Annotated in this window: 17 protein-coding genes and 1 riboswitch; of the genes, 12 read left to right on the top strand and 5 right to left on the bottom strand. The window is 45.8% G+C overall.

The annotated features are described in order from the left end of the window. Window positions 1-270: 270 nt before the first annotated feature. Window positions 271-1,350, bottom strand: a complete 1,080-nt coding sequence (locus IRE19_RS13845) for an S-layer homology domain-containing protein (protein ID WP_203340865.1) — start codon at window positions 1,348-1,350, stop codon at window positions 271-273. Window positions 1,351-1,833: 483 nt separating this feature from the next. On the opposite strand from IRE19_RS13845, the gene gdhA reads away from it, so the two are divergent. From gdhA to IRE19_RS13830, 3 genes are all read left to right on the top strand, one after another. Beyond that, on the top strand, window positions 1,834-3,189 hold the full coding sequence (gene gdhA, locus IRE19_RS13840; protein WP_404825536.1) for an NADP-specific glutamate dehydrogenase: 1,356 nt from the start codon (window positions 1,834-1,836) through the stop codon (window positions 3,187-3,189). 139 nt (window positions 3,190-3,328) lie between these two features. Then, entirely contained in the window at window positions 3,329-4,300 is a 972-nt protein-coding gene (locus IRE19_RS13835) for an Abi family protein (protein WP_203340864.1), read from the top strand. 41 nt (window positions 4,301-4,341) lie between these two features. Further along, a complete protein-coding gene (locus IRE19_RS13830; protein WP_203340863.1) occupies window positions 4,342-4,887 on the top strand; it encodes a DUF1697 domain-containing protein in 546 nt (181 codons plus the stop codon). A 37-nt stretch (window positions 4,888-4,924) separates the two neighbouring features. On the opposite strand, the gene mug is transcribed toward IRE19_RS13830, so the two are convergent. Both mug and IRE19_RS13820 read right to left on the bottom strand, forming a co-directional pair. Then, complete coding sequence (mug, locus tag IRE19_RS13825) at window positions 4,925-5,434, bottom strand: G/U mismatch-specific DNA glycosylase (RefSeq protein WP_203340924.1); 510 nt, start codon at window positions 5,432-5,434, stop codon at window positions 4,925-4,927. Between the two features lie 29 nt (window positions 5,435-5,463). Beyond that, on the bottom strand, window positions 5,464-5,670 hold the full coding sequence (locus tag IRE19_RS13820) for a TM2 domain-containing protein (RefSeq protein WP_191716194.1): 207 nt from the start codon (window positions 5,668-5,670) through the stop codon (window positions 5,464-5,466). A 526-nt stretch (window positions 5,671-6,196) separates the two neighbouring features. Here IRE19_RS13820 and IRE19_RS13815 point away from each other — a divergent pair. From IRE19_RS13815 to IRE19_RS13785, 7 genes are all read left to right on the top strand, one after another. Continuing rightward, window positions 6,197-7,810, top strand: coding sequence for a glycoside hydrolase family 13 protein (locus IRE19_RS13815; RefSeq protein ID WP_191716193.1), 1,614 nt, complete (start codon window positions 6,197-6,199; stop codon window positions 7,808-7,810). Between the two features lie 629 nt (window positions 7,811-8,439). Next, on the top strand, window positions 8,440-9,117 hold the full coding sequence (locus IRE19_RS13810; protein WP_203340862.1) for a serine/threonine protein kinase: 678 nt from the start codon (window positions 8,440-8,442) through the stop codon (window positions 9,115-9,117). Between the two features lie 132 nt (window positions 9,118-9,249). Beyond that, window positions 9,250-10,125, top strand: coding sequence for an AraC family transcriptional regulator (locus tag IRE19_RS13805; RefSeq protein ID WP_203340861.1), 876 nt, complete (start codon window positions 9,250-9,252; stop codon window positions 10,123-10,125). A gap of 222 nt (window positions 10,126-10,347) precedes the next feature. Further along, the gene (locus IRE19_RS13800) at window positions 10,348-11,718 is read left to right on the top strand and encodes a vWA domain-containing protein (protein ID WP_203340860.1); all 1,371 of its coding nucleotides are present in this window, start codon (window positions 10,348-10,350) and stop codon (window positions 11,716-11,718) included. Window positions 11,719-11,833: 115 nt separating this feature from the next. Further along, window positions 11,834-11,936: riboswitch (purine riboswitch) on the top strand. A 161-nt stretch (window positions 11,937-12,097) separates the two neighbouring features. Continuing rightward, the gene (locus IRE19_RS13795; RefSeq protein ID WP_203340859.1) at window positions 12,098-13,009 is read left to right on the top strand and encodes a 5'-methylthioadenosine/S-adenosylhomocysteine nucleosidase; all 912 of its coding nucleotides are present in this window, start codon (window positions 12,098-12,100) and stop codon (window positions 13,007-13,009) included. A gap of 164 nt (window positions 13,010-13,173) precedes the next feature. Next, window positions 13,174-13,656: a DUF2975 domain-containing protein gene (locus tag IRE19_RS13790; RefSeq protein WP_191716188.1), complete on the top strand. Its 483-nt coding sequence runs from the start codon at window positions 13,174-13,176 to the stop codon at window positions 13,654-13,656. A gap of 15 nt (window positions 13,657-13,671) precedes the next feature. After that, a complete protein-coding gene (locus IRE19_RS13785; protein ID WP_203340858.1) occupies window positions 13,672-13,881 on the top strand; it encodes a helix-turn-helix domain-containing protein in 210 nt (69 codons plus the stop codon). Window positions 13,882-13,933: 52 nt separating this feature from the next. Here IRE19_RS13785 and IRE19_RS13780 read toward each other — a convergent pair whose 3' ends face one another. Then, on the bottom strand, window positions 13,934-14,434 hold the full coding sequence (locus tag IRE19_RS13780) for a BsuPI-related putative proteinase inhibitor (RefSeq protein WP_191716186.1): 501 nt from the start codon (window positions 14,432-14,434) through the stop codon (window positions 13,934-13,936). Between the two features lie 208 nt (window positions 14,435-14,642). Here IRE19_RS13780 and IRE19_RS13775 point away from each other — a divergent pair, with 208 nt between their 5' ends. After that, window positions 14,643-15,863: an aminotransferase-like domain-containing protein gene (locus tag IRE19_RS13775; protein WP_238943234.1), complete on the top strand. Its 1,221-nt coding sequence runs from the start codon at window positions 14,643-14,645 to the stop codon at window positions 15,861-15,863. Between the two features lie 245 nt (window positions 15,864-16,108). Beyond that, window positions 16,109-17,665 (top strand): class I adenylate-forming enzyme family protein, encoded by a 1,557-nt coding sequence (locus IRE19_RS13770; protein ID WP_203340857.1) that lies wholly within the window; start codon window positions 16,109-16,111, stop codon window positions 17,663-17,665. Between the two features lie 55 nt (window positions 17,666-17,720). On the opposite strand, the gene IRE19_RS13765 is transcribed toward IRE19_RS13770, so the two are convergent. Next, window positions 17,721-18,608, bottom strand: a complete 888-nt coding sequence (locus tag IRE19_RS13765; protein WP_203340856.1) for a fructose bisphosphate aldolase — start codon at window positions 18,606-18,608, stop codon at window positions 17,721-17,723. Window positions 18,609-18,701: the final 93 nt, after the last annotated feature.

Raw genomic sequence — 18,701 nt, 5'->3', positions numbered from 1 at the left:
ATATGGAGATGTTGAAGATTTCCGTATATCAGCCGACTGTTGTGAAGGTTTCTATCCCTTATTACAGAAGCGGCGATGCTCTTTTATAGATGGCCATGCCCAAAACTAAATATGGTACGTTTTGAAGTCTGTTGGTAACTATAACAAGCGGGGCATTTTTAGTGTAAGTGTCAATTCTGTGTCTTTTTTGATGGCACTTTATCCCTTCTTTAATTTAAGGGAAACTGAAAAACCGGCTGCACAATTGCAGCCGGTTCTTCATCATTTAGTTTATTCCACAGCAATCAATTCTTTTGTGACCGTGCCATCGAGTTTGACGGACTTCACTTCGCCGAAACCTTCAACCATATAGTAGGTGTGGCCTTCTTCCAGAAATTCGGGATTGGGGTCGACTGTTATTTCTATAGCATTTGTGAACGTTTGAAATTGGGTTTCCACGGTCACACCGATCCCGCTGATGATGCGCGGAGCAGCATACATCGTATCTGTGTACCAGGCTCGGCCCACTTCAGCAGGATATTCCAATTCAGAATAGGATTCCGAATACGGCAATCCGAATGTATAGCGTTCATGCGTCTCGAATTCAGTCGAATCGGTCAACAACGAGCCATCGTCTTTATAGATGCTCCAAATGAAGCCCATCGGCAAGCCATTGCGCGCCGGCACGTAATTATAGGCGTGGCGCTCAATGCCGTATTCCGTATCATAGACATAGCTTTTTGTCTTGTCTCTCAAATAGGACTGTGCAATAGTGGCATCATTTTTAAACTTCGGTTCCAGGCCACGGGCCAAAAATGCTGAAAACTGTCCGCGTGTCACAGTGGCATTCGGGCGGAACGTCTTGTCGGGATAGCCGTTGGTGATGTTCGCCGCCAGTATTTGCTGAACCGGTTCATAGACCCCCATATTCGGCGATACATCTGTAAAGCTGACATCTGCACGGAACGGGACGATAAACAACCGCGACAGGATAAATGCCATTTCAGCTCGCGTAATCGTGTTTTCTGGGCGATAAGTTCCATCAGGATATCCTTTGATCAACTGCGCTTTGGCTGCTGCAGCGATAGAGCCGCTTGCTTTATGGGAAGCAGGTACATCCGGAAAACCGGTGGCGCGCGGCGTAACGTCAAATTTTTTCAAGCGGCTGATCATAATTGCTGCTTCTGCACGCGTCACCCCTGCGTTCGGCCGCATGGTGCCATCAGGATAGCCTTTCAACACATCACGGTCAATCAAATAGGTGATTTCGTCATAAAATTCATGGGACTCAGGCAAATCGGAAGCTCCTTCAACAGGAACGGCCAAACTCAGCATCACAATCAGTATGGTCAACCATGAAAACTTCTTCAAAGTCCTCACTCCTTACCCTTGTATTTCACCGCCCTATGCACCTCGAGCCTTGTCCTCAACTTCCCGGCTGCTGCTTTTATTTTTCCATACCCCCTAAAGGCAATTTTTAACGGGAAATTGAGAATTTTGTTCTTTGATAGAAAATACTGTTTTATAGAAGAAACAGTATAAAAATAGAGAAATTAGTATGCAGAAGACAAATGAATCTCTTAAAATTCACCTATTAATTAAAAAAAACTCAATTTGTCACAAAAAACTTAAAATAGTGAGCTACTGCCAATGATAGCGTTTTCTTGTGTTTGGAAACCTCTTGCTTTAAGGCAAGATAAGCTGTTAAAGGCAAATATTAGTTTGCGTCAGCTTTAATCAGTTTGTATAATTGAACTTAAATATTAAATAGTGCGAATAATTATTCAAATATTCCGCGTTATCATAACAAGAGGGGATTGAAAACATTTGCCATATGCACAACAAGAAAATCCAATCAAACAACAATCGTCTTCTGAATATATAAAAGCCATCCATAAAAAACTTAAAGACCGTAATCCGGGTGAATCAGAATTTCTGCAGGCTACCTGGGAAGTATTCGATTCGTTGCAGCCGGTGTTTGAACAGCATCCGGAATACGTGGAACAGGGAATTCTGGAACGCATCTCCGAGCCGGAACGCTTTATTGCTTTCCGTGTAACCTGGGAAGACGATGCGGGCAATGTCCATGTCAATAGAGGCTATCGGGTACAGTTCAATAGCACACTTGGGCCCTTCAAGGGCGGCTTGCGCTTCCACCCCTCTTTAACGGCAAGTGTTGTCAAATTCCTTGGATTTGAACAAATCTTCAAGAACGCTTTAACCGGTCTGCCAATCGGCGGCGGTAAAGGCGGTTCTGATTTCGATCCAAAAGGAAAATCGGATCGTGAAATCATGCGTTTCTGCCAAAGTTTCATGACAGAACTGACGCGCCATATTGGTCCGGATATCGATGTGCCAGCAGGCGATATCGGCGTCGGAAAACGGGAAATCGGTTATATGTTCGGACAGTATAAACGTCTTCGCAATGCTTCTGAAGCCGGCGTCTTCACCGGGAAAAATCCCGACAACGGAGGAAGCCTGATCCGAAAAGAAGCAACCGGCTATGGAACTGTCTATTTTGTTGAAGAAATGCTGAAAGAGCAAGGGCATTCATTTAAAGGCAGCAAAGTCATCGTTTCAGGTTCCGGAAACGTTTCGATTTATGCGATGGAAAAAGCCATTGAATTCGGTGCTACAGTTGTAGCCTGCAGTGACTCGGAAGGCTTCATCTACGATCCTGAAGGCATTGACGTCGAAACGGTTAAGCAATTGAAAGAAGTGGACAGAAAACGGATTTACCACTACCTTGAAACTCACCCGAATGCCCAATACGGCAACGACAAATCGGATATCTGGAAAATCCAATGTGATATCGCATTGCCTTGTGCAACGCAAAACGAAATTGATAGAGAAAGCGCGCAGGCCATGGTCGAAAACCTGGTGAAAGCAGTAGGCGAAGGCGCCAATATGCCTTGTACGGAAGAAGCCGTTCGTGTCTTGACTCACAATGGCGTGCTATTCGCTCCAGCAAAAGCGGCCAATGCAGGCGGTGTTGCAGTTTCGGCGATGGAAATGTCCCAAAACAGCATGCGCTATTCATGGACAGCTGAAGAAGTGGATGAAAAACTGCTGCAGGTCATGAAGAACATTTACAAAACATGTACCGAAACGGCGTCGCAATATGGCGCACCGGGCAATTTGATTGTCGGTGCCAATATTGCCGGCTTTAAAAAAGTGGCCGATGCGATGGTCAGCCACGGCTTGAATTGATCTTTTTGAAATAAAATCCGATAAAGCAGTTGTGCAACGTTCCTGGCATTAGATGCCGGGGGCGTTTTTTATATGTGGTTTGGCGGTTTATTAATGAGGCCGAATCGCTTACAGTAAAAGGGAGAAGAAAGTGCAAAGGATGAGTTATGTGAAAGATTTCGCCACCCACGCCAAACAATTGGAGATACTCGAAGAGCGTGGCTTGAAAGTTTCCGACAAAGCGGCTGCCAGACGGATTTTGTCGCGTGAGAATTATTACGCGTTGATCGATGGCTATAAAGAGCCTTTTCTCGAACACGACATAGCGCTTAATCCGTACGGCCGGGAACAGTACCAGGAAGGCAGTGAGTTTAGCCATATTTATGCGCTGCACCGGTTCGACCGGAAACTGCGTCTGCTTTTGTTGAACGATCTATTGAAATTCGAAAAAAACATCAAATCAAAAGTGGCTTACCGCTTTTCCGAAAAGTTCAAAAGCACGGACAGCTTTTTGGATCCGAATCATTACAGTCCTGAAAGCAGGCATCATCACGAGCGTGACCGCATCATTTCCACGCTTGCGAACTTGATCAAAAGCCATAAAAAACGCGACAAAGTGAGATACCCAGCCATCCGTGAATTTTATGACAAGCATAAGAACGTCCCGCTTTGGGTGCTCGTCAACTTTCTGTCGCTTGGCCAAATCACTCATTTTTATGCAGTGATCGACGAGGATCTGCGTGAACGCATCGCTGGGGATTTTGCTGAAGAATACAGCAACGAGTATGGAAGTGTCCGTTTGAAGGCCAGTGACTTGGACGCTATCCTCCACATCGTCTTTCCGTACCGGAATAAATCCGCGCATGAGGAGGTGCTGTACCGTTTCCACCTTCCGCACCCCTTAGAACTGGGGGAACTTGAATCGGTGCTGAACAAAGACAAAGGAAGCTTGAGCGGCGCTACCGTTTTTTCTGTGATCAGTCTATTGAAAATGGTTCTGGCAAAAGAGGATTATGAGTTGTTTGCGGAAGACTTGGAGAAAATCGTCAAGGAATTGGAAGCCTCAGTACCGGTTCGGCCATTCGAAAAAATCATGAAGGATGCCGGCTTTGGCGGAGCTGAGTGGAAATAAAGCGGGATCAGTCCATTCTGTTGAATAAGGGGAGGATTTCCATGAAGTATGTGGCATTGCTGAGAGGCATCAATGTAGGCGGCAAAAACAAGGTGGACATGAAGCAGCTGAAGCAGGCATTTGAAGAGGCCGGGATGTCTTCTGTCCTTACCTACATCAATTCCGGCAACATTCTTTTTGCTGACAGCAGCCATTCAAAAGTCCAATTAGCGCCTTTATTGGAACAAGTGATTTATAGCCATTTTGACTTGCAGATCAAAGTGCTGGTTTACGATGAAAACGAGTTTAGAAAAATTGCAGAGTCAGTTCCCGAAGACTGGTCAAACGACCAGCAGAAGAAAAGCGATGTCTTGTTTTTATGGGAAGACGTCGACAAGGAAACCGTGCTTGACCAGTTGACAGTCAAACCGGAAATCGACCGGGTCCAGTATGTCCCGGGCGCCATCCTGTGGTCTGTGGACAAAGACAAAGTCACGAGAAGCGGCCTGCTGAAGATTGTGGGATCCGGGCTTTATCAGCGCGTCACAGTCCGCAATGTCAATACGGTCCGGAAAATCCTTGGCTTGCTGCAGAAAATGGAACATTAAAATGCCGTCCTCTTTTTACAGGAGGACGGCATTTTCATTAGATGTACCGGTTCAAACCACTGTAAATTTCTACAATGTCATCCAGCTTCATGCGCACCAATCCGCTGGAGGAAGGTGCCACATATTCAACAATGCCCGGAATCACCGGTTCTTTCTGGGCGCCCCAGGAAACTGTTTTCCGGTTGCTGAATTGCTGGTAGACGCCTTTGCCGACAAAACAAACGGCTTTTGGGCGCAACAGCCGGATTTTTTGCTCCAGCTGTTTGGCGCCTTCAGCATATTCCGCTTTGGAAATTTCCGCTGCTTCCCTGGTTGGACGGGCGACGATATTGGTCAGGCCGTATCCAAGTGCCAGCAAGTCGCTATTTTCGTCAGGCCGGTATTTCCGAGGGGTTAACCCCGCTTGGTGGAGGATCTTCCAAAATCGGTTATTCGGATTGGCGTAATGAAAACCAGTTTCTGAAGAGCGGATGCTCGGATTGAAGCCGACGAATAAAATTTTCAGGTTTTCCTCTAAATGATCGGGAATCGGTTCAAGCTGCAAAATCGAGTGCCTCCTTAAAGCTGTGTGGGAAATTAAGCTCTGCCATGTTTTCTCTGGAAATCCTCTTCAGATTGCAGAAGATAGAGAATGCCTTCAATGACGCCGATGACTGCGGGTATGCCTGTCCAAAAGAACAGCAGATACAAAATCCCCATGCCTGGTTTGCCGAGGTAAAATTTATGCGCGCCGAAGTCGCCAAGGAAGATGGCAAGAAGCGCGGCTGCCAGTTTGCTTTTCATGATCCCTCATCCTTTCTATTTCTATAGTAATGTATTCCCGAATTTTAAAGAACTAACAGCTAAAAGTTATTCTTTCCAAATGAAAACGATGAGGGTTAAATAAAACAGCTGCGGTAATTTAGGCCTTGGGTTTTATTACGGAAAAGACAGATTGAGGAAATGAACACCATTTATATATCAGTAAGTGTGAAGAATTAAAAATGAAAACGGTATCATTAATTTATTGTAAAAAAGTTTATGGATTCAGGTTTTTTTATTTGTACAGGGGTTATACAGAAAGATATTAAAAAGGAAGAAGGTGGCTGCTCCAGCTAGTGTCCATAAAAAGTTCAAGAAGATGCCTTGGTAATTATTTGCGGTTTCTGCTACACTATCAACTTGTAAATAGTTTTTCTAGAAAAATGTTGCTGGATAATGGAAAAGAACAAAAGTTGAAATAGGCGTTCGGACATCTTCAAAAAAGATCAGGGGTTACGGCCGATTGATTGATAGGGAGACTGGCCAAGGTCTTTGTGAGGGATCAGTTATGAACAAAAAATGGTGGAAAGAAGCAGTCGCGTATCAGGTATATCCGAGAAGTTTTAAGGATTCGAACGGTGACGGCGTTGGCGACATCAACGGCCTGACCAGCAAGCTGGATTATTTAAAAGACCTTGGGATTGATGTTATCTGGATTTGTCCGATGTATAAATCACCCAATGATGACAACGGTTACGACATAAGCGACTATCAGGAAATTATGGAAGAGTTCGGAACGATGGCGGATTTTGACCGCCTGCTTGAAGAAGTGCACGCGCGGGATATGAAGTTGATCATCGACTTGGTGATCAACCATACAAGCGACGAGCATCCGTGGTTCATGGAATCACGTGCTTCACGCGATAACGACAAACGCGATTGGTATATCTGGAGCGATGAACCGACCAACTGGGAAAGTATTTTTGGCGGTTCTGCCTGGGAATACGATCAGCAAACCAAACAGTATTATTTGCATCTATTCTCCAAAAAACAGCCGGATTTGAACTGGGAGAACCCGGAAGTGCGGCAGTCTTTATACGATATGGTCAATTGGTGGCTGGACAAAGGGATCGATGGATTCCGAGTGGACGCTATCAGCCATATCAAAAAAGAAATGAGCGATATCGAAGACCCGGAACAGAATTTGTATGTGCCGGCTTGGGAAAAAATGATGAACGTCAAAGGCATCCAGCCGCTGCTTGCGGAATTGCGCGACGAGACGTTTGCGAAATACGACATCATGACGGTCGGTGAAGCGAATGGTGTGAAAGCTGACAACATTAAAGAATGGATTTCCGAAGACGATGGAAAATTCGATATGGTGTTCCAGTTTGAAAGTATGGGACTTTGGGATACTGACTCCACAACGGGAATTGATGTGCCGAAGCTGAAAGAAGTGCTTACGAAATGGCAGAAAGCGGTGGAAGGCCATGGCTGGAACGCGCTGTTCGTGGAAAACCACGACAAGCCGCGCATCGTATCCTCGTGGGGCAACGATCAGCAATACTGGCGGGAAAGTGCGACAGCCATCGCCTGTATGTATTTCTTCATGCAAGGGACACCGTTCATCTATCAGGGGCAGGAAATCGGCATGACCAATGCGCCGTTTGAAGAATTGGCGCATTACAACGATATCCAAACCCACAACCTGTACCATTTCAACCGTTCGGAAGGCATGGAACATGACGCCGTGATGACGATCATCAAAGCGCAAAGCCGCGACCATTCCCGCACGCCGATGCAATGGGATGCCAGCCCGAACGCAGGATTCTCAAATGCTGAGCCCTGGCTGCGGGTCAATCCGAATTACGAGGAAATCAATGTGGCGGCACAGTTGCGCGATCCGCATTCGATTCTTTGGTTCTACCGGAAGATGATCTGGCTGCGCAAGCAGCAAGACGTCCTCGTCTACGGAAACTACGAGCTGCAGGATGTCGGGCACGAATCGATTTATGCCTATACACGCACAGATGAAGAAAAGACCTTATTGGTCATCACCAATTTGACGGAGTACGCCTGCTACTGGGACGAACCGGAAGCAGCGCGCTGCCTGCTTGGAAATTATCAACAGCAGGATCCGAAACAATTGCTGCCTTTTGAAGCACGCGTTTACGAATTGTGAATTTAAAAGCCCCCGTCCTTAAGCAATTTGCTTGAAGACGGGGCTTTCTTCTTTAGGAGAGAGGCGGATGTTTTATTTTCGGCTAAAATAAGCCATTGCGCAAACAAAGTAGGGGATTCTGCAACCAAGCCTCAATATTCCGCAGATAAAGTCAATTATTTTGCAAACAACCACGCCTATTCCGCAAACAAATCAAGAATTCCGCAAACAACCACACTTCAAGTGCTATAACTATAAAAGCAACGTGAAAACAGTGTTTATTCCATTTCACGCCCTATAAATGCGGCTTTCCAATTAAATGACTAAATTTTCGTCTCTATTTGTCACTGAAACAGAAAAAAACACCTTGCCCGAGGGCAAGATGTTTTCGATAGTTTGCGGCGTATCAAGCCACGCTCCACAACGTGTTTCCAAAAAGGAGTGCTTGTCCGTCTTACGCAAACGAGCTCATCGCGTAGTTAACAATAGAGGATATTGATGAGTCTGTCAATGTTTTTGCAGGTAAAGCGCAATCGCCGCAGTATCTTTTGCATATATTTATCACTATCGAGACGGATCTTGGCACGGGTCTAGTTCGTCAACCTATACACACTGGCCGCAATGGATTTTTAGAAATAAGGAGAGATGTTATGGATCAATCATGGCAAGAGATAGCGAAATTGCTTTCAGCGATTAATGTAGTGGCGCATCCGAATAATGAACCGGTAACGATAGAAGGCATTGCGGAAGGTTTTCGGTGTATTGGAGTAGGGACCGATGCAGCAGTGTTTCAATTTTTAGAAGCTCCGGAGTATGCCTTCAAGTTATATGCGGAAGGAAAAGAAGGGAAACTTGACGCAGAAGCGAAAGTGTATGATGAAATCGGCTCTTCGTTCTACTTTTCCACCTGTTATGGCGCAACTGACCGCATGTTAGCCATTAAGTATGAACAAGGCATAACCTTGTTCGATTGTCTATTGCAGGGAATCCACGTACCGGAACAGGTAATTGCAGATGTAGAAGAGGCACGGGACTACATCCGGAAAATCGGATTAAATCCACGGGATATCCACTTGAAGAACATATTATTGCAGAACGGCCGGGCAAAGTTGCTTGATGTTTCCGAGTATATTAAGCAGGGCAATGATTTTAGATGGGAGCATTTGAAAAAAGCATACGAAGAGTATTATCCAATTATCGACAGCAAGCCGATGCCGTTCTGGCTGTTGGATACCATCAGGAAATGGTACCATCACTGGAACCGCTACTCTTCTTCCTTTGATGAATTCATGAAGATTGTTTCGAAACAGATAAGCTATTGGAATTAAGGGCACTGCCTTAAAATTATCTCCCTGACCCAAAAAAGGCATGAACACGAGTAAAGCGACCATATCCGTACAGGAAAAATCGGATGCGCCGGTTTTATTCCTCTTAAAATAGAAAAGGAAGGAGGGGTGTGCATGGACATGCTGAAAGATATGAATGAAGCGCTCCGCTATATCGAGGAACACTTGGACAGCGATATTGATTTCGGCAAAGTGGCGAAGATTGCCGGCGTGTCGGAATTTCATTTCCGTAAATTGTTTTCGTATTTATCGGGGATGGGGTTGAGCAGTTATATCCGCAGCCGGCGCTTGTCACAGGCAGCCAGCGATTTGCAGCGGGGGAAGGAACGGGTTCTGGATGTGGCCATCAAGTACGGCTACGACTCGGCAGACGGCTTTAGCCGGGCGTTTCGTGAATGGTCGGGGATGAACCCATCTGAAGTGAAGAACAGCGATCAGTTTAAAGCATTTCCCCGCCTTACTTTCCAATTGACGATTCGAGGAGGAATGGATATGGAATACCGCATTGCAGAAAAAGACGCCTTTAAACTGGTGGGCATTAAAGAACGGGTGCCCATCCTTTTTGAAGGACAGAATCCTGAAATTATGAAAATGGTGCAGGCTATTACAGGGGACCAGCGTGAGCAGCTGCAAAAATGGCGCAATACAGAAGTTCAAACGGTAGTCAATGCCTCCTTTCATTTTGATGAGGGCCGCTTAGAAGAAAAAGGCCAGCTGGATCATTTGATTGGATCGATTACGACTTTAGAAGGTGATTTCGATGATTTTGATGTTGTGGAGGTGCCAGCGGGAAGCTGGGCCGTATTCAGTCTGGAAGGTCCGTTTCCTCAAAAGCTGCAGGATACTTGGAGCAAAATTTTTTCCGACTGGCTTCCCTCGTCGAATTACGAATTGATCGAAGGTCCGGAAATTTCCTTCAACGGCGATATGGCGGATCTGCAGAACGTCTATAGTGAAATTTGGATTCCAGTAACAGAACGGAATGAATAAAACATGCTCTCTGCGCATTCTGGGTTTAAAAACCATTGAAGGCTGCAGAGAGTTTTCTTGTTCAAAAAATAAAGTATGTCTTTTCTCTTATTAACGCTTATATTTCCAAATGGTAGAATAAGACTATTCAAGTTATTTTTCCAATAACAGGTGAAAATGAAACTTCTCTACAGACAGAACCGTAAACTTATGAAAGAAAAACGAATGGAGTGAATTCCCAGTATGAAGAAATTCAATAAACTGATGCTGTTCGGGGCATTAACCGCTGGAATCCTTACCGGTTGCTCGGATAATCAAGATGCAGGTGCAGCAGAAGAACCAGCTGTAAAGGAAGAGCAACCTTCTGAAGAAGAAGCAGTTGAAGAACAACAGGCGGAAGAACCGGCCGCAGCAGAAGCGGCTGTACATAATGTGGAAGAGATCGTAAAGGAAAAAGGCAAATACGTCCTCCAAGAAACGGATCAGCAAAAGGAACAATTGCAGGCAGAGCTGGAAGCGGCGCCTGAAGGGATGACAGGAGAGGAGGCGTATTCCTTCGCAGTATCATTAGTGGCAGCGGATGTTGAAGAAGCTGCAGAAAAGTTTGAAGCCATTGATCCAGTAATCACCATCGATTCCGCTACGCCGGAAGACAGCATCACCTTGCCTGAAGAAGAGACAATCAATGTGGCCATTTTGTTGGATGCCAGCGGAAGCATGGCTGGCCATGTATCGGGCGGCGAAAAGATGAAGCTGGCCAAAGAAGCGGTGCAGACCTATGCAGGAGATTTGCCGGAAGGATCAAACGTCATGCTGCGTGTCTATGGGCATGAAGGAAGCGGTACGAACGCGGATCGGGAAATGTCCTGCAGCAGCAACGAAGTAGTGTATGAACTAGGGGCTTACGATGAGCAGCATTTCAGCGAATCCCTGGATCAGTTTGCACCGGCTGGCTGGACGCCTTTAGCGGGTGCCATCCAAGCTGCTGAAGAAGACTTGAAAGAACAAAAAGGCGAACATGTACGCAATGTGGTGTATGTGGTCAGCGATGGAATTGAAACCTGTGATGGAGATCCGGTGGCAGCTGCGGCTTCATTAAACGCATCCGATATCCAAGCGGAAGTGAACATCATCGGTTTTGATGTCGACAACGAAGGCCAGGCACAACTCGAAGCTGTAGCCAAAGCAGGGAATGGACAATATAAGTCCGTTTACTCGGAAAGCGATTTGAATGATTACCTGGAGCAGGAGCACAGCCGGCTTTACTGGGAATGGCTGGCTTGGAGCAATGACCGTTATTTGGAGATCCTTCAGCAAAGCAATGACATTGTAGGAGATCTATTGAAGTACAATAACGAAATTTACGGCAAATCCCTTGCGGAAAACAATAGAATGCACAGCCTGCAATACAAGCTGACAGAGCTTGAAAAGTTTAAAGACAATGAAGCCGCTGATAAGTTTAACGAATTGGCAAACATTAGGCACAAAACCCTTACTCAATATTTCAGACAGGAAAAAGATCGGAAAGATACGATCCGCAAAGAGATGCATGAACAACTGGAGAAGAAAGTGAAAGAGACAAGTGAGGAAAAAGAAGGAGATTATGCTTCTTGACGAAGGAAACCACTCTATAAAACCTATTTTAGCGAACGTTAAACCATTACTTACGGTTTAATGTTCGCTTTTTAGGTTGACCCTTTGTTTTGCCTTTGCTATAGTTGCCAAGTGACAGACAAACAACATAATCGCTCGTATAAATTCGGTAATACGGTCCGAATGTTTCTACCAGGTTCCCTTTAAAGAATCGGACTACGAGTCGAAGTATGCGGTCAGCCGGCTTTTCAGCTGGCGGCTGTTTGATTAGTGTGCCTCATCTTGATGCATTCAAACGTGCTTCGGCTTTCTGGATTCCACAGGCAGAAATAAATGACTGTTTTAGGCGCTATTTTTTGGTTCCAATACCGGCAGAGCAGACATCAAGGGGGAAGTTCGCATGAAAAAGATGCAAATGAAGACAAAATTCAGCAATCCAGTTTTATTAACCATCATGGCTGTGATCTTATTGGCAGTACTGGCGGGATGCAGTTCAGCGGGAGAAGCTGAAGCAACTGAAGATAAAGAACCGGCTGAAGAAACCAAACGCCCGATCCTGATTCAGGGACCGATGCCGATTGAAGCGGAAACCTTCGCGGAGCGCCTGGAGAATGTAACAATAGAAGAATCAGGTTCGACCTATGAATTTTACATCGGCACAGTAGACGGCTACCCGGTCATCGTTTCAAAAACCGGTAAAGGCATGGAAAATGCTGCAGCTTCTACAGCGATCGCTATTGAAAAATACAATCCGGTTGCCATCATCAACCAAGGCACGTCTGGCGGGCACGATCCGGAATTGAATGTATTTGATATCGTTCTCGGTGAACGTACCGTCAACATCGGTTCGATGAAAACTGGAGACCGTGCAGCAGGTGAAGGCATTGAAGCGACTGAATGGAAGCCGATGGACGTTATGGCATCTGAAGGCAGTGCTGGGGAAGATCCGAATGCAGAAAAAGCCCGTTATTACGAAGGGGACGCTGACTTGTTGGCTGCAGCAAAAGCAGTGAAAGACAGCTACACCAAAGGCAAGATCGTTGAAGGCACGATTGGTTCGGCTGATCTTTGGAATAACGAAGTGGATCGCATCAAGTGGTTCCATGAAAACTACGGCACATCTGTCGAAGAGATGGAATCGGCATCTGTTGCCATGATTTCAAAAGCATACGATGTACCATTCCTGGCAATTCGCGTTCTGTCGAACAATAAAACCAACGACGGTGCCTATAATGCAGATACAGCCATAGCGAACCAGGAATATGTTTACGAAGTTGTGAAAGAGTATATTTCCTTTTTGGAAAGCAACTAACAAAAGGCATCCTGTCTCTCTGAAAAGGAGGTGACAGGATGCTTTTTTTATTCAAAGGAAATATAAAAACAATAATTTAATGTCTAAAAGCAATATTTATTTATTGTAATACAATAAATAATAAGCTATTATAAAGGCAATGCCAAATAAGTGAGGTGCTTTTCATGAGCCGAGGATCTACTCTATTTTTAAAAACAGTTATTATTCTTATGGGATTGCCGGTACTGGCCGGCTGCATATACGGCTTATCAAGGTTTGATCCAAATTCCCCTTATTGGGCTTCTCCTGAACTGGAAAAACTGCAATATCCATTATTGATCGGCATGTACTTGGCGATGATTCCATTTTTCGTTGCCTTGTATCAGACATTGAAGCTTCTCAGCTATATTGACAGGAACGAGGCATTTTCAAAGCTGTCAGTCAAAGCGTTGAAGACCATCAAGTATTGTGCAGTCGCCATCATCATTGTGTTTGCGCTGGAAATGCCATTTTTCTATCTATTGACAAAAGCTGACGATGCTCCAGGCATTTTGATTGGCCTAGTAATCATATTTGCTTCGCTTGTCATTGCTGTATTTGCGGCTGTGCTTCAACGGCTCCTGCAGGACGCCATCGATATAAAAGAAGAAAACGATTTAATCGTCTGAGCTGAGGTGAGTTCCATGGCAATAATCATCCCTATCGATGTGATGTTGGCTAAGCGGAAAATGAGCGTTACAGAACTTTCGGAAAGAGTCGGCATCACTATGGCTAACCTTTCGATCCTGAAGAACGGCAGAGCAAAAGCCATTCGCTTGTCCACTTTGGAAGCTGTCTGCAAGGCGTTGGACTGCCAACCGGGGGACGCGCTGGGGTACCGGCCAGAAGAATGAAATAACAGGCAATCAAAAAGACCACCCAGGGTGGTCTTTTTGATTGCCTATTTTATTCCACGACATGTTCGGTGGTGACTTCATACGTTTCGCCTTGTCGGGGTGTCAGCCAGGCCGTCAGTTCATAGGTTCCGGGTTCAAGGTCGAGCTGCGGAATTTCGAATTCGTAACTCAACTTGTCGCCCTGGTCGACAGATTCTTCACCTAAAGCCTGCAGATAAGTGCTGACGGATGAAAAGAGGAAAACTTCTTCGCCGCTTTCATTAGCTAGGGAAAAATCATAGCGTTGGCTGCTGGTAAATTCAAAGGTATGCGGTTCGCCGCTTTCGTTAATCACAGTATAGCGATAAACATCGCCATCGACGTGTTCGATTTCAGGTTTCATTTCCCCATCTGTACTGCCTCCTGTGGTTTCATCGTTCGTTCCGGATTCTTCAGTGTTCGGATCTTCAGGAGAGGTTTCTGTTTCGTCTCCTTGCCCGGTGCCGCACGCTGCGAGAATCAAAGCGGCCATCAAGATCAAAAAGGCTCCCAGCCAAAATTTATTTTTCATGGATATTCCTCCTCGTGGATAGAGAGATAAGTGAATCACTTACACATAAGAACGTTAAAGCGCCTGAAAAGTTACAATGTCCATTAGGACAGTCTAAATATCGGGTGGATTTCACTGACAGCCTACACATTAAGAGAACTACCCTGTAGAATGAAGAATAAGAGATTTCACATAATTCCATCAGCTAGATGAAAGGGGCACAACCTACTTGAAAACAACATTCCATTTTTCAAAAGATATTGAAATGGCTTTTAAAAACGATCCACCCGGGCAATGGCTTTCCACCTTGCCGCCAGGCTGTCTTCGTCTCAGCTCAGGTTATCCTGAACCGGCATTGGTTCCTTCTGAAGAAATCAAACTGGCAGTGGCACGTTTGCTGGATGAGGAACGTGATTTACCGCTTCATTATTTGGGCAGCCCAAGGATTCCGCAGCTGAAGGAATTTCTTCGCAAACGAATGGCGACGTGCGGTGTAGAAGCTGCAGAGGACGAATTGCTGGTGACTTCAGGAGCCTGCCAGGCTATTGATCTGATTGCCCGTGTCCTTTTAGACGACGAAGCTCTAGTGGCTGTTGAAGCACCGACCTATATGGAGGCTTTGGAGATTTTCCAGAACTACACTGAGCACTATCTGACGATCCCGATAGATGAAAAAGGGCTGCAGACAGAATTGTTGGCGGATTTGTTGGCGGACCGGAAAGTACACGGACAGCCGCTGCCGCGATTGCTTTATACGATTCCGACCTATCAAAATCCGACAGGCACTACGCTGTCTCCTGAACGCCGGAAGCATTTGCTTGAACTGGCCGAACAATACGACTTCCTGATACTGGAGGATGATGCATACGGAGAACTGGGCTTTCAGGATCGCCCACAACTTCTAAAAGCAATGGATACCAACAACCGTGTCCTGTATGTCGGTTCTTTATCAAAAGTCGTGGCTCCCGGCATGCGGATTGGCTGGGTGGCAGCGGACCAACGCATCATCGACCCGTTGAATTGGTTCAAGAAAGACCTGAACCATCCATTTGATCAGGCAACGATGGCGTCATTCCTTGAAGCCATCAACTTTGATGAACATCTGAATGGATTGGCGTCCGTCTATGGAGCCAAATGTGCCACGATGTTGTCGGCGTTGGAAGAATTTCTGCCTCCTGCGGTTTCATGGTTCACGCCAAAAGGAGGATATTTCGTGTGGGTTAAAATTCCGGGCGTCGATACCTCAGAACTGCTTCCGAAGGCATTGGCTGCAGGCGTTTCTTTCGTGCCGGGCAAATACTTTTTCCTGAACCAGCAGGAGGGGCTGCCATATCTGCGTTTGTCGTTCAGCTATGCCAGCGAAGAAGAAATTGTCAAAGGCGTGGAATTACTGGCACAAGTCATCGGCATAAGTATTCCGCAGCCGGAACAAGAGACGGACCGGCAGTAAAGAGAATATCTATTTTAAACGCGTTCGATTGCATCTGCAGCCGGGCGCGTTTATTAATCTTCTCAGCTTTTCGAGAAAACCATATTATAAATCTTTAATTGACTATATTTTCTGAATACGGTACAGTTAAATATACTAATTAAGGAAATATGGAAATTTCTAACGTCTTTCAAAGCATTAGAGATTTCAAAGGCAGGAGGGTTGATTATCGGGACAGTCGATTACTAAAAAGAGGGGGAATCCAAATGAACATTACGACAACACTTGCACAGAATGCGAAGCGTTTTCCAGATAAAATGGCCATCGCTTTCGAAGGACAACGTTATTCCTACCAGGAGCTGAACGAAGAAGCAAATCGGCTGGCAAATGGTTTACTCGAAACAGGGATGCAAAAAGGGGATAAGGTTTCGCTGTTCCTGAAAAATTCCGATCATTATGTACTGGCTTTTTTTGCTGTGCTAAAGGCTGGGGGTGTGGCAGTGCCGGTCAATTACCAGCTAAGTGCAGATGAAAGCGGCTATATTTTCGGACAATCTGAAAGCGTATTCGTCATATGCGACCACGAATTTGAAAAGACCGTAACTGAAGCGAAAAAGCAGGCAGCTCAGCTTCGACAAGTTATCGTCCACCCGGCACCTGATAATAATGATTATCTGAGTTGGGAAAGTGTATTGAGTGATAATGCGCTGGAGCCTTCTGTTGAAGTATTGAGCAGTGATGATGCGGAAATCCTTTATACTTCCGGTACAACCGGAAAACCAAAAGGGGCATTATTTGATCATCAGCGGCTGACCGCTGCCAGTTCGTCATTCGTGTTTGGCGTGGAACTTGGGGCAAAGGACCGCATTCTTCATGCAGTGCCTTTATTTCATTCGGTTCAATTGAATCTGTTTTTGGTAACCGGCATCATGTTGGGTACATCCAACATCATTCTGCGTGATTTCAATCCGGAAAAAGTGGCTGAGGCCATCACCGAATTCCAGATTTCCATATTCTTCGGCTTGCCGGAAACGTACACCAGGTTGTTGCAGTTGCCGAATATCGAAGAGGCAGATCTGTCTTCGGTTAAAAAATGCATGTACGGGGCAGATCCAATTGATCCGGAACTTGTCAAGCGGGCAATGGAGGTTTTCGGCCATCAGCAGTTCTATAACCTATGCCTGTTGACGGAAGGCGGGCCGGGAGGTGTTTTCTTATTGCCCGAGCAGCATGAACACAAGGTGGGATCAGGCGGAAAACCGATGTACTTCACAGAAGTGCGGGTAGTGAACGATGAATTTTTGGATGTCCAGACGGGAACCATCGGTGAATTTGTCATCAAAGGCGATACGGTCATGAAGGAATACTTCAATAAACCTGAAGAAACCGCAGAGGCTTTCCGAAACGGCTGGCTGTTGACGGGCGATTTGGCCACAATTGATGAGGATGGGTATATCTCTCTCGTAGACCGAAAAGCGGATCGCATCATTTCAGCCGGAGAAAATATCTATTCCATTGAAGTGGAACAGGTCATCAACAGCCATCCTCAAGTGGAAGAAGCTGCGACAGTCGGCTTGCCGGAAGAGGAATGGGGAGAAATTGTCGGTGTGATCATTGTTCCGAAAGAAAGTGAGACCATCGACGAAGACCAATTGATGGACTATCTCCTGGAAAAACTTCCAGGCTACAAGATTCCGCGCAAGTACTTGGTCACCGATTCCTTGCCGCGGAACTCCTCGGGGAAAATCATGAAATACCAATTGCGTGAACTTCACATCAGTGAATTCGAATGGTTCCGGAAAACTCCGGCCAGCCGTTACTGATTCTCAAAACAAAAATGCCCTGCAGCGTTAATCGCCGCAGGGCATTTTCGTGGATTCATGTAATGGAAGCTTCGTAAATGCCTTTGATGGAGTTTTCCAGCATGGCATTGAACTCTTCATCGGATTGGCTGGCGCTGACGCCTTCGGACAAGGCGCGAGAGAAGCTGGCGATCAGCCCTTCGTTGGCAGCCAATTTCTGATTGGCATCATCTCGTTTATAGCCGCCGGACAAAGCCACTACGCGGAGTACACGCGGGTGGTCAATCAATTCCTTGAAGAAGTTATCGACTGTTGGAATGGTGATTTTGATCATGACGTTCTGATCTTCACTCAATTGGTCTAAGTGCTTCAACATTTCCTCTTTCAGGATTTGTTCGATTTGTTCTTTGTCCGTGCTGTTGATATCGACTTCCGGTTCAAGGATCGGCACTAACCCGGCTGCCAGAATCTGCTTTCCGACTTCGAATTGCTGCTCGACCACTTTCTTGATGCCCTCTGGATTGGCTTCCTTGATGACCGAACGCATTTTGGTGCCGAAGACGTTTCGTTCGTTGGCGCGTTTCAGCACATCATCCAAATCGGGGATCAGCTTCATGACCTGGACGCCGTTTTCTTCTTCTGCCAGCCCTTTGTCGACTTTCAGAAAAGGCACAACACCTTTTTGCTGCCATAAATAATCAGCTGTGTATTGGCCCTCGACTTTACGGTCCATTGTCTGTTCAAAAAGGATTGCGCCGATAATCGAATCGGAATTGAAGGAAGGAGCCGTCATGACGCGTGTCCGCATTTCGTGGATCAGGTCGTACATCTCCTCTTCTGTTGAATATTGGTCTTCTGACACCCCGTAAAGTGCGAGTGCTTTTGGTGTGCTACCACCACTTTGGTCAAGCGCAGCAATAAAACCTTTCCCATTTTTCACGAATTCCAATTGTTCTTGATTCATCGTCCCAGCTCCTTAGATAAATTTTAAAAAAAGTTAACCGCTTCGTCAGAAAAAATTTACTGCAAAGAACCTCTTTCACTGAATATTGTAACA

Source organism: Planococcus beijingensis, assembly GCF_016820615.1.
GTDB lineage: Bacteria > Bacillota > Bacilli > Bacillales_A > Planococcaceae > Planococcus > Planococcus notacanthi.
Note: the sequence above shows the minus strand (reverse complement) of the source record. Positions and strands in the feature narration are given on the sequence as shown.